Source organism: Arthrobacter sp. P4_F11 (genome assembly GCF_056401395.1).
On record NZ_JBFUJK010000009.1, the window covers coordinates 117,770 to 129,675 of the forward strand.

The 11,906-nt window shown below is 67.8% G+C and carries 11 protein-coding genes; 6 read left to right on the top strand and 5 right to left on the bottom strand.

Features of this window, described 5'->3' with window-relative positions; genetic code table 11:
• Positions 1-14 precede the first annotated feature (14 nt).
• The gene (mmsA, locus tag AC1DRO_RS12055) at positions 15-1,544 is read left to right on the top strand and encodes a multiple monosaccharide ABC transporter ATP-binding protein (RefSeq protein WP_476950975.1); all 1,530 of its coding nucleotides are present in this window, start codon (positions 15-17) and stop codon (positions 1,542-1,544) included.
• Between the two features lie 5 nt (positions 1,545-1,549).
• On the top strand, positions 1,550-2,839 hold the full coding sequence (gene mmsB, locus AC1DRO_RS12060; protein ID WP_028278178.1) for a multiple monosaccharide ABC transporter permease: 1,290 nt from the start codon (positions 1,550-1,552) through the stop codon (positions 2,837-2,839).
• A 295-nt stretch (positions 2,840-3,134) separates the two neighbouring features.
• Here the strand turns inward: mmsB and AC1DRO_RS12065 are convergent, their stop codons facing one another.
• The 4 genes from AC1DRO_RS12065 to AC1DRO_RS12080 are packed head-to-tail and all read right to left on the bottom strand — an operon-like array spanning position 3,135 to position 4,758.
• The gene (locus AC1DRO_RS12065) at positions 3,135-3,500 is read right to left on the bottom strand and encodes a PfkB family carbohydrate kinase (protein WP_476950976.1); all 366 of its coding nucleotides are present in this window, start codon (positions 3,498-3,500) and stop codon (positions 3,135-3,137) included.
• Positions 3,497-3,733: a PfkB family carbohydrate kinase gene (locus AC1DRO_RS12070; RefSeq protein WP_476950977.1), complete on the bottom strand. Its 237-nt coding sequence runs from the start codon at positions 3,731-3,733 to the stop codon at positions 3,497-3,499. Before AC1DRO_RS12070 ends, AC1DRO_RS12065 begins: the two co-directional genes overlap by 4 nt.
• Positions 3,730-4,011, bottom strand: coding sequence for a LacI family DNA-binding transcriptional regulator (locus AC1DRO_RS12075; protein ID WP_476950978.1), 282 nt, complete (start codon positions 4,009-4,011; stop codon positions 3,730-3,732). The genes AC1DRO_RS12070 and AC1DRO_RS12075 overlap by 4 nt, the downstream gene beginning before the upstream one ends.
• A gap of 54 nt (positions 4,012-4,065) precedes the next feature.
• Entirely contained in the window at positions 4,066-4,758 is a 693-nt protein-coding gene (locus tag AC1DRO_RS12080) for a GntR family transcriptional regulator (protein WP_230007789.1), read from the bottom strand.
• Positions 4,759-4,864: 106 nt separating this feature from the next.
• Here AC1DRO_RS12080 and AC1DRO_RS12085 point away from each other — a divergent pair, with 106 nt between their 5' ends.
• The 4 genes from AC1DRO_RS12085 to AC1DRO_RS12100 all read left to right on the top strand — a co-directional run bounded on the left by AC1DRO_RS12085 (position 4,865) and on the right by AC1DRO_RS12100 (position 10,601).
• Complete coding sequence (locus AC1DRO_RS12085) at positions 4,865-5,623, top strand: LamB/YcsF family protein (RefSeq protein WP_476946245.1); 759 nt, start codon at positions 4,865-4,867, stop codon at positions 5,621-5,623.
• A 94-nt stretch (positions 5,624-5,717) separates the two neighbouring features.
• Positions 5,718-7,058 carry an MFS transporter gene (locus AC1DRO_RS12090; protein WP_243178206.1) on the top strand — a complete coding sequence of 447 codons (1,341 nt, stop codon included), beginning with the start codon at positions 5,718-5,720 and terminating at the stop codon, positions 7,056-7,058.
• Between the two features lie 46 nt (positions 7,059-7,104).
• On the top strand, positions 7,105-8,853 hold the full coding sequence (locus tag AC1DRO_RS12095) for a 5-oxoprolinase subunit B/C family protein (protein ID WP_476951028.1): 1,749 nt from the start codon (positions 7,105-7,107) through the stop codon (positions 8,851-8,853).
• Positions 8,853-10,601: an acetyl/propionyl/methylcrotonyl-CoA carboxylase subunit alpha gene (locus AC1DRO_RS12100; RefSeq protein WP_476950979.1), complete on the top strand. Its 1,749-nt coding sequence runs from the start codon at positions 8,853-8,855 to the stop codon at positions 10,599-10,601. Before AC1DRO_RS12095 ends, AC1DRO_RS12100 begins: the two co-directional genes overlap by 1 nt.
• A 65-nt stretch (positions 10,602-10,666) precedes the next feature.
• Here the strand turns inward: AC1DRO_RS12100 and AC1DRO_RS12105 are convergent, their stop codons facing one another.
• Complete coding sequence (locus tag AC1DRO_RS12105; RefSeq protein ID WP_476950980.1) at positions 10,667-11,893, bottom strand: glycosyl hydrolase; 1,227 nt, start codon at positions 11,891-11,893, stop codon at positions 10,667-10,669.
• Positions 11,894-11,906 lie beyond the last annotated feature (13 nt).

Sequence of the window (11,906 nt, forward strand, 5' to 3'; positions counted from 1 at the left end):
AGTGAGAATTGGCGATGAACACACCCATTCTTCAAATGCGAGGAATCACCAAGACCTTCCCGGGCGTGAAGGCCCTCCAGGACGTCACCCTGCAGGTGAACCGCGGCGAAGTCCACGCCATCTGCGGTGAAAACGGCGCCGGGAAATCCACCCTGATGAAGGTCCTGTCCGGCGTCTACCCGCACAGCTCCTTCGACGGCGACATCCTCTTCGAAAACGAACCCTGCAACTTCTCCAGCATCAGCGACAGCGAGAAGCGCGGAATCGTGATCATCCACCAGGAGCTGGCACTGAGCCCTTACCTGTCCATCGCCGAGAACATCTACCTCGGCAATGAACAGGCCAAGCGCGGCTGGGTGAACTGGCGCAAGACCAACCTGGAGGCCGCGAAACTCCTGGCCCGGGTGGGCCTGAGCGAAAACCCGGTCACCCCCGTCCAGCACATCAGCGTGGGCAAGCAGCAGCTCGTGGAAATCGCCAAGGCGCTCTCGAAGGAGGTCAAGCTCCTTATCCTCGATGAACCGACGGCGGCCCTCAACGACGAGGACTCGAGCCACCTGCTGGACTTGATCCTGCACCTGAAGGGCCAGGGTGTCACCAGCATCATCATCAGCCACAAGCTCAACGAAATCCGCAAGGTTGCGGACGCCGTCACCATCATCCGCGACGGCAAGACGATCGAGACGCTCCGCCTGGGCGACGGCGAGATCACCCAGGAACGCATTATCCGCGGAATGGTGGGCCGGGACCTGGAAAGCCTGTATCCGGACCGGGAACCACAGATTGGCGAGGAAGTCCTGCGGATCGAGGACTGGTCCGTCCGGCACCCGCAGGACTACAGCCGGGTGGTGGTCAACAACGCCAGCCTCAACGTCCGCAAGGGGGAAGTGGTGGGGCTGGCGGGACTGATGGGTGCCGGCAGGACGGAGCTGGCCATGAGCGTCTTTGGACGGAGCTACGGCACCGCCACCTCGGGGAAGGTGTTCAAACACGGCACGGAAATCAACACTTCCACCGTCTCCGACGCCATCAAGCACGGCATCGCCTACGCCACTGAGGACCGCAAGCTCTACGGTTTGAACCTCATCGAGGACATCAAGCGGAACGTATCCATGGCGGCGCTGCGCAAGCTGGTCAAGGGCGGCTGGGTGGACAAGAACCAGGAAACCGTGGTGGCCAACGACTACCGGAAGAGCATGAATATCAAGGCCCCCTCGGTTGCCGCCGTCACGGGCAAGTTGTCGGGCGGCAACCAGCAGAAAGTGGTGCTGAGCAAGTGGATGTACTCCGATCCGGACGTGCTGATCCTCGACGAACCCACCCGCGGCATCGACGTCGGCGCGAAGTTTGAGATCTACACGATCATCGCGAAGCTGGCCGCGGAAGGAAAGGCGGTCATTGTGATCTCCTCCGAACTTCCCGAACTGCTGGGCATCTGCGACAGGATCTACACCCTGTCTGCCGGGCACATCACCGGCGAGGTCCCGATCGCCGAAGCATCACAGGAAACCCTCATGCACTACATGACCAAAGAGAAGGAATAGCGAACATGTCCGCCCTCCGAGAATCCCTGGGCTTCCTGACAAGCCGCCTCCGCCAGGTTGGCATCTTTGTCGCCCTGATCCTGATCGTCCTGCTGTTCCAGATCCTGACGGACGGGATCCTGCTGGAGCCGCAGAACGTCACCAACCTGGTGGTCCAGAACAGCTATATCCTGATCCTGGCCATCGGCATGGTGATGGTGATCATCGCCGGCCACATCGACCTGTCCGTCGGTTCGGTCGCCGGCTTCATCGGCGCCTGTGCCGGTGTCATGATCGTGCACTGGGGCTGGGAGTGGTGGCTTGCTATTCCGGCCTGCCTGCTGATCGGCGCGCTGGTGGGTGCCTGGCAGGGCTACTGGATCGCGTACGTCGGCATTCCCGCCTTCATCGTCACCCTCGCCGGGATGCTGATTTTCCGCGGCCTGACACTGATCGTTCTCAAAAACCAGCAGATCACGCCGTTCCCCGGCGAACTGCGGGCGCTGGGCGGCGGCTTCCTGCCGGACATTTCCGGCGGCACGTCGGTGCTGGAGTGGCTGACGGTCATCCTTGGCGTCGGCGCCACCCTGGCGCTGGTGATCCAGGCGGTCAAGGAACGCCGGATCCGCAAGAAGTTCGAACTCGAGAACGAACCGATGGCCTGGTTCGCCACCAAGACCGCGTTCATTGCCCTGCTCATGCTGACCATCACCTTCCTGCTCGCCAGCTACCGGGGCACCCCGATCGTCCTGATCGTGCTGGCGGTCCTGGTGATCGTCTACACGGCCCTGATGAACAACAGCGTCTTCGGCCGGCACACCTACGCACTCGGCGGCAACCTGCACGCGGCTGAGCTGTCCGGCATCAAAACCAAGGTGGTCACCTTCCGGCTGTTCGTGAACATGGGCGTCCTTGCCGCACTGGCCGGCCTCGTGTTCACCGCCCGGCTCAACTCCGCCCAGCCGGCCGGCGGCACGGGCTTCGAACTGGACGCCATCGCAGCGGCGTTCATCGGCGGCGCCGCAGTCACAGGCGGCATCGGAACCGTGGCAGGGGCCATGATCGGCGGTCTCATCATGGGTGTCCTCAACAACGGCATGTCGATCCTGGGCCTCGGCACCGACTACCAGCAGCTCATCAAGGGCCTGGTGCTGCTCCTCGCCGTCGGCTTCGACATCTTCAATAAGAACCGCAGCGGCAAGGGCGGTGGGATCTCGATCATCGAGCGTCTCAAGCTGAAAACCCCGCCCGCGGCTGATGTCGACGCCGGGAAGCCGGCGGCAGAGCATCCGGTCCCGGTAGCGGCCGGAAAGTAGCACGGAATACTCCAGGCTGCTGCGACCGGGGCCGGCCTCCAAGAGGCCGGCCCCGGTCGGACGTTTATTGCGGGTCTTTGCTGGGCCGCTACCGGGCCGCCGATGGCGCCGTCTGGTCCTCCGCGGCGGCGGCCGGTTCGCCGGCGATGATGGCGTCGACTTCAGCCTTTTCCTTGGCCCCCAGGTTTCGCGGGTGTTCAGCCGGCGTGGTCGTTGCCGAGTGCGATTTTCATGGGTCTCCTTCGTGCGGGACTGAGTGCGGGACGTTCAGGCGGGGTGGTGCGGGGTTTGGCAGCTATGCCGGTACTTCATCGCGCCATGGAATCGATTCCATAGCGCCGGGGCGCGTCACGGCGACAGCGGAGGCCCGGGTGGCGTGGAGCATTGCCGCAGGCAGCTCGCGGTCGCTGCCGGCGAGGGATGCGGCGAGGTAGCCCACGAACGTGTCGCCGGCTCCGGTGGTGTCCCTGGCGTCCACTTTCGTCGCAGGCACGTGCACGGGACTGCCGTCAACGACGGTGAAGGATCCTTCCGCGCCGGCGGTGCACACGATGGCGGGGCCCAGGACGGGCGGGAGCGACGTGACCAGGTCCCGGTGGTTTCCTTGGATTCCGGCCAGGCCGGTGAGGCCGGCGAGAACCTGGATTTCCTGTTCGTTCACCACCAGGAGGTCGACGTCGTCGAGCAGCGCCTCGATCTGCCGGGGGGCCGGGGCGGCGTTGAGGACGTCACTGCGGCGCCGGCCCGGGCGGCCGCGACGGCCTGGTTGCCGCCCTTGCCCCCGGGGCTGTACGTTGCGTCCGAGCCCCGGACGGTTTCGCCTGCCCGGGGCAGGGTGCTGACGCGGATGTTCTGGTCGATATTGAGGCTTCCGACCACAAAAACCGTGCTCATTGGACCTGCTCCTTCGGTGGTGCGGGACGGTGCCCCAAGCCGCAATACATAGGGGCGGAATTTAGGGGCGCTGCCGTCACGATGACGTTGGTCCCGGTGGAACGGAGCGCGCGCGCCTGGGCGTTGGGGTGGAAGTCCAGCTGGGTGACGGCGGCGGCCACCCTCTGGCGGGACTCGGCGGAGGTTGCCGGGTTTCCGGAGAGCACCCTGGACGCCGTGGCGGGGGAGGCGCCGGCCAGTGCCGCCACGTCCTTGATGGTGATGGATGGTCCCGTCACTGCTGCCGCCTCTCGCGCTCAAACCAAATCATGGAATCGATTCCATGGAATCGTTCACTCGCCGTGGACGGCGGCCTGGCGCTCCTCGGACCGGTTCAAATAGGCCAGCAGCAGCGCGCCGGCTTGGTCCAGGTCTCCGGCTTCCAGGGCGGTGCAGATTTCCTCGTTGTCCGGCAGGTAGCCCCGGTAGAAGTGCGCGTCCACGGTGGCCTTGTGGAAGAACAGCCGCATCTCGGCCAGCACCTGGGACATGATCGTGTCCAGCCGCCGGCTGCCTGCCAGGGCCACGATCGCGCCATGGAAATGCTGGTTGGCGCTGCCCAGGCCCTCCTCGTCATTGGCGGCGGCGGCGGCCTTGCCCTCTTCAACGGCAGCGCGGACCGCGGCCACGCGCTCCGGGCTCCCGCCGCCGCGGATCGCACTGACTTCAATGGCGCGGCGCACGGTGTAGACGTCGTGGATGTCGCCGGCCTCGAGTCTGGCCACGAAGACGCCGCGGTTGGGGTGCCGGACCACCAGGCGCTCGGCCGCCAGTTCGGCGAAGGCCTCGCGGACCGTGTTGCGGGAGACGCCCAGGTCTTCGGCGATGGTCGACTCCGTGAGCCGGGCTCCCGGCAGGAGCAGGCCCTCCGCCAGTTGCAGGCGCAGCTCGGCCGCCACCCGGTCCGCCACGGAGGGGACGGCCACGCGCAGCCGCGCCGCAGCTGCGCCGAGGGCGGAGCCGGCAGCTGCATCGGGAGTGGTCATAGTGCCGAATCTACACGATTGTCCCAATGTTGAATCGTCGGATTGTTGAACAATCCGTGAAATTGATGCATCCTAGTAGGGGGCTATCATGAGACGAGGATCACAAATGGCAACCATTGACCTGAACAGCGACGTCGGCGAGTCCTTCGGCCGCTGGACCCTGGGCGACGACTCGGCGATGTTCCGCTCGGTCTCCAGCGCCAACGTGGCGTGCGGATTCCATGCGGGCGACCCGAGCGTCATCCGCCGGACCTGCCGCGAGGCGATTGGCGCCGGCGTCGTGATCGGCGCCCACGTCGGCTACCGCGATCTCGCCGGCTTCGGCCGCCGCTTCCTGGACATCGACCCGATCGAACTGGCCGACGACGTCGTCTACCAGATCGGTGCCCTGCAGGCGCTGGCCGCCGTCGAGGGCGGCACGGTTAAGTACGTCAAGCCGCACGGCGGCCTCTACAACGCGATCGTCTCGCACACCGCCCAAGCGAAGGCCGTTGTCGACGCCGTGAAATCCGTTGACCCGAACCTGCCCATCCTGGGCCTGCCGGGCTCGGAAGTGCTGCGCCTGGCCGAGGCCGCCGGCCTCCGCGCGGTGACCGAAGCCTTCGCGGACCGGGCCTACAACCCGGACGGCACCCTCGTGTCCCGCACGCTCCCCGGAGCCGTGCTGGAGGACCCCGCTCTCGTCACTGAGCATGTCCTCCGGATGGCCACCGATTCCGCCATCCGCACCATCGACGGCTCCATCCTGAAAATCCGCGCCGAAAGCATCTGCGTGCACGGTGACTCCCCGGGGGCCGTCGCCATGGCCGCTGCCGTCCGCGAAGCGCTCAACGCCGCGGACATCACCACCGCCGCCTTCGTCTAGGCCGCAGCTTCACCGCTTCACACCCCGGTTCCGCCGGGACCACCCGCACTTAAACCCAAGCAACAGGCAGCACCCCGCACACCTGGAGGAAACCATGACTGCAGCACCGCATCAGGCCACCCCGGCCGCCGGCAAGAGGAAGCTCCCGCCCGGCGCCCTCAAGGCCTACGTCGCGAGCCTCACCGGCACCTCGCTGGAGTACTACGACTTCGCGATCTACTCCGTGGCCTCGGCCCTGGTGTTCCCCAAAGTCTTCTTCCCGGGCAACGACGAATTCGTCGGGCTGCTGCTGTCCTTCTCGACCTTTGCCGTGGGCTACCTCGCCCGTCCCATCGGTGGCGTGATCTTCGGGCGGCTCGGTGACAAGATCGGCCGCAAGAACGTCCTCGTGACCACCCTGCTGCTCATCGGCATCGCAACCGTGCTGATCGGCGTGCTGCCCGGCTACGCCGCCATCGGCCTGGCCGCTCCCACCATCCTGGTGCTCCTGCGCCTGGCGCAGGGAATCGGTGTTGGCGGCGAATGGGGCGGCGCCGTGCTGCTCTCGAGCGAATTCGGCGACCCCCGCAAGCGCGGCTTCTGGTCCTCCGCCGCGCAGATCGGTCCGCCCGCCGGCAACCTGATGGCCAACGGCGTCCTTGCCGTGCTGGCCGCGACGCTCAGCAACGAAGACTTCCTCTCCTGGGGCTGGCGTGTAGCCTTCCTCGCCTCGGCCATCCTGGTGGTCTTCGGCCTGCTGATCCGGCTGAAGCTCGAGGAAACGCCCGTCTTCAAGGCCATCAAGGCCCACGGCGAACAGGCCAAGGCCCCCATCAAGGATGTCTTCACCAAGGAACCGCGCGCCCTCGTCTCGGCCGCCCTGTGCCGTGTCGGCCCGGACGTGCTGTACTCCCTGCTCACCGTCTTCATGGCCGTCTACGCCACCAAAGAGCTGGGCATGACCACCAGCAACGTCCTCAGCGCCATCCTGATCGGCTCCGCATTCCAGCTGGTCCTGATCCCGGCGGCGGGCGCCCTCACGGACCGCGTCAACCGCCGCCTCGTTTACGGCGTCGCCGCCGTCGGAACGGCCGCATACATCCCGCTGTTCTTCCTCATGATCCAGGGCAAGTCGGTCTTCATGCTGACCGTCGGCATTGTGATCGGACTGGCGTTCCACGCCTTCATGTACGGCCCGCAGGCTGCCTACATCACCGAACAGTTCCCGGCCCGGTTGCGCTATGCCGGCAGCTCGCTGGCCTACACCCTGGCCGGCGTGATCGGCGGCGCCGTCGCACCGCTGGTCTTCACCGCCCTCTTCGCCGTCAGCGGCAACTGGTTCCTGATCGCCGGCTACCTCGCGGTCGCCTCGATCGTGACGGTGATCGGACTGGCCATTGGGCGCAACCCGCAGCCCGAGGAAGAAGAGCGGCTCCTGCAAGATGCCCGCGCCTGAGCGGCGCGGATCCTGTTCACCGGCACAATGATTGAGGCAACTCGTGATTGAGACAGCAGGGGAACCCCTGAAGGTACAAGCCGCCGCAGCAGGCGAAACCGCAGTTCACAAGGTCCGCTCCGTGCGTGCCGTGGGGACGCGCGCGGTCCTCGCTGAGCTCTCCGGCACGCAGGACGTGCTCGCCCTGCAGGCACTGCTCCTCGAGAAACCGCTGCCGGGCCAGCAGGACATCCTGGCCGCGGCCGAGACCGTCCTGGTCAAGGCCGAGTCCCCGGCCTCGGCCCGGCGCATCGCCGCCCGCCTGATGCAGCTCGACCTCACCGCACCCGTCCAGCGCGACGGTGAGCTGGTGGTCATCGACACCGTGTACGACGGCGAGGACCTCGCCGAAGTCGGACGGCTCACCGGCCTGGGAACCGACGGCGTGATCGCCGCCCACTCCGGGCAGATCTGGACCGTGGCCTTCGCCGGCTTCGCCCCCGGCTTCGGGTACATGATCGGGGAGAACCAGCAGCTGGAAGTGCCGCGCCGCAGCTCGCCCCGCACCGCAGTTCCCGCGGGGTCCGTGGCGCTGGCCGGCAACTACTCGGCCGTGTACCCGCGGCGTTCCCCGGGCGGCTGGCAGCTGATCGGGCGCACCAACGCCAAGATGTGGGACCTGGACCGGGAGCCGCCCGCCCTGGCCGCCCCCGGCCACCGGGTGCAGTTCCGTCCGGTCCGGGATGCACTCGCCCTCGCGGTCGAGCCAGTAGCGGAGCCCGCTGTCGAGCCGGCCGCGGCGCCTGCGGCCGAGGGCACCGCGCCGGAACCGATTGCCGGGCAGGATGTCACGGCCGGGATCCGGATCGTTTCACCGGGACTTCAGAGCCTGATCCAGGACCTCGGCCGGGACGGCCACTCCGGGCTGGGCGTCTCCGCCGCCGGCGCGCTGGACCGGGCCTCGCTGCGCCGGGCCAACCGCCTCGTCGGCAACGCCCCCGGCGCAGCCGGCATCGAGACCGTCGCGGGCGGACTCAAGGTCCAGGCCGTGGGGGACCAGGTCCTCGCCGTCGCCGGGGCGCCGTCGGAACTGAGTATCGCGTCCGCACCGGACGACGCCGGCGATACGTGGCAGCGCACCGTGCCGGTGGCGACTCCCTTTGCGCTGCTCGACGGCGAAACGCTCAGCATTGGTGCGCCGCACAGCGGCTTCCGCAGCTACCTCGCGGTCCGCGGCGGGGTGGATGCCGCCCCGGTACTGGGCAGCCGCTCGACCGACACCATGTCCGGGATCGGTCCTGCGCCCCTGGCCGCCGGGCAGCAACTGGGCGCCGGCGGAGAAGCCGAGACCGGCGTCGTCGGAAATCCCGAACTGCAGCCGGACTACCCGGGCACCGGGGTGACCGTCCTCGACGTCGTCCCCGGCCCCCGCGCCGACTGGTTCGATCAGGCGGCACTGAACTCCTTCACCGCCCAGGACTGGGCCGTGCTGCCGCAGTCCAACCGCGTCGGCATGCGGCTGGACGGTACGCCGCTGCAGCGCAGCCGGCAGGGCGAACTGCCCAGCGAAGGGACCGTCGCCGGCGCCCTGCAGGTCCCGCCGGAGGGCTTGCCCGTGCTCTTCCTGGCCGACCATCCGATCAGCGGCGGCTACCCGGTGATCGCCGTGGTGGTCGACTCCCAGCTGGACCTCGCCGCCCAGGTCCCGATCGGCGGCAGGATCCGCTTCCGCTGGGCCGAATCCGCCACCACCGAACACCCCACCGAACACGGCACTACTGAACACGCCACCACCACAGAAGAAGCGAGTAACTGATGCGCAAGGTCCTGATCGCCAACCGTGGAGAAATCGCGGTCCGCATAGCCCGGGCCTGCGACGACGCGCAGCTGGCGTCCGTCGCCGTCTACGCCGACATCGACGCCGACGCCCTGCACGTCTCGGCCGCGGATGAAGCCTTCAGCCTGGGCGGCAACTCGCCCGCGGACACGTACCTGAACATCCCCAAGCTCCTCGCCGTGGCGGCCGAGTCCGGAGCGGACGCCGTCCACCCGGGCTACGGTTTCCTCTCCGAGAACGCCGACTTTGCCCAGGCCGTTCTGGACGCTGGACTGACCTGGATCGGTCCGACGCCGGACGCGATCCGGCTGCTCGGCAACAAGATCACGGCCCGCGACGCGGCCGTCCGGGCCGGCGCACCCTTGGTGGCCGGCAGCGACGGTCCCGTCGACACGGCCGCCGAGGCCCGGGCCTTCGCCGAACAGCACGGCCTGCCGATCGCCATCAAGGCCGCTTTCGGCGGCGGTGGCCGCGGCATGAAGGTGGTCCGGGTCATCGACGAGGTCGAGGAAGCCTTCGACTCCGCCGTCCGTGAGGCAGTGGCCGCCTTCGGCCGGGGCGAGTGCTTCGTGGAGCGCTACCTGGACCGTCCGCGCCACGTCGAGGCGCAGGTTCTGGCGGACGCGCACGGCAACGTCGTCGTCGTCGGAACCCGCGACTGCTCCCTGCAACGCCGGCACCAGAAGCTTCTGGAGGAGGCTCCCGCGCCGTTCCTGACCGAAGAGCAGACTACGCTGATCTACGACGCCGCCAAGGCCGTCTGCCGGGAAGCCGGCTACTCCGGCGCCGGCACGGTGGAATTCCTGGTCGCGGCGGACGGCACCGTGGCATTCCTGGAGGTCAACACCCGGCTCCAGGTGGAGCACCCGATCACTGAGGAAACCACGGGGATCGACCTCGTCCAGGAACAGTTCCGGATCGCCGCGGGGGAGCCGCTACGCCTGACCGAGGACCCGGCGCCGCGCGGACACGCCTTCGAATTCCGGCTCAACGCCGAGGACGTGGGCCGCGGCTTCCTGCCCTCGCCCGGGACCATCGGCGAATTCGCCGGGCCCACCGGCCCGGGCATCCGCCTCGACACCGGCGTCCGCTCCGGGTCCTTCGTCGCGCCGCAGTTCGATTCCCTGCTCGCGAAGCTGATCGTCACCGGCGCGGACCGCCAGCAGGCCCTGCGCCGTGCCCGCCGGGCCCTCGCCGAAATGCGGATCACCGGCGTCGCCACCGTGCTGCCCTTCCACCGGGCCGTGCTGGAATCCCCGGACTTCACCTCCGAGGACGGCCTCGGGATCCACACCCGCTGGATCGAAACCGACTTCGCGGACAGCATCCCTGCCGATCCCGACTACAGCACCACCGCGCCCGACGGCGAACGCCGCACCATCACTGTCGACGTGGACGGCAGGCGCCTCGCCGTCGGCCTTCCGGCCGATCTGCTGGACGCCTGGGCCCGCTCGGGCAGTTCAGCGCCCGCCGGGGTGTCGGTAGCGTCCGACGGCGGTGCCGCCGCCGGCGACCCGGGGGAGCTGCGCGCGGACATGGCAGGGACAGTCGTGAAATGGCTCGTCGAGCCGGGAGCCGAAGTCTCGGCCGGGGACCCGGTGGTGGTCCTTGAGGCCATGAAGATGGAAACCCAGGTCTCCGCGCACCGGGACGGCACCGTCACCGACGTCCGCACCAAAGCGGGCGGGGTTGTCACGGCCGGCGCGGTGCTCGCGCTGATCGGGTAGCCATTTTCCGGCAGTGTCGGGGCCGCTTCCGCCGGCGGAAGCGGCCCGTTTCCCTGCGTGTTTGGCTATCTGCGGCGCGCCGCCAGGGCGGACGCCAGAGCGGTGGCGGAGCCGGGACTGCTGTCGATCCGCCAGTCTGTTTCCTTGTTGAAGTTGAACCAGACAACTGCTGTGACATCGGGCTGGGCAGCCAGATAGCTGATCAAGGCAGTGTTCCAGTCGGCTTTGGACCTGCCTTGTTCGGCAGATGAAGTCTCTGCCACGAGCACGTGTTTGCCTGGGGCAAGCCGTCTCAGTTCGGACAGGCCCGGGCCGAAGAGCTCCGATGGCCAAAGCCAGCTGCTCCAGGCTGCTGATGTACCCCAGTTGTAACCGTCGAGGGCCACTTCATCCACGTAAGCGGAGCCCGGATACAGCCCGTCGAGCGGGGTTGACCCCCAATACGGAACGTTGGGATTCCAGACCCAAGAGATGTTGGAGGCGCCGGTAGCAGCAACGACGTCATGGACGTGCCGCCACGCCGCAGCGTAATCGCCGGGTTCGTTACCGTTGACTCCCTCAGACCAGGGGTACCAGTTGCCGTTCATTTCGTGCCCGAAGCGCACCATCACTGGATGCCCCCAGGCTGCCAGCGCCTGGCCCCACTGCCGCAAGTAGGGGTCGAAGTTGCCGGCCGTAATGCGGTCCAGGGCATAGGCCGGCTGATCGGTTCCGCCGCCCCAAGCCCAGGGCTCCCAGGTCAGCAGGGCTACGGCGCCTCGGCTGCGAACAGCATCCAGCTCCGTGATGGGCGGGCCTTGATTGAAGTCCTTGTAGGACAGAATGATTGACGGCGCCTCCCCGGCGAGGGACGCGGCCCCGTCCAATTCCGCTTGGGCCAGCGGCCCGCCGGGGGTGCCGACGCCGAAGCGCAGCGGCGAGCTGCTGATGACGGGGGGCAAAGGTTCCGCCACCGGCGCGGCCGCCACGACCGTAAAGCCCGTCGACGCCTTGACGGTTCCGGATACAGCTTGGACGTCAAGGACCGGCTGGGACGTTTGCGGGATAACGACGTCGGCGGTGAAGCCTCCAGAGGCACTGACCTTGAAGGCGACGGAACTGGCTCCGGCGCTCACAGTTCCGGAGCCCTTCTTGGGAAAACCGGTGCCGGTGACGGTGACCGCGGTTCCGGCCGGGCCCTTGGCCGGGCTGAGGCTAAGGGACGGGGAGGCGGCCTGAGCGGGTACCGCCGCGAGGGACAGGCTGAACGCCATGAGGAGAAGAACGCAGGCCACGCTTAGCAGCGGCTTCATCGTGGCTCCTTGG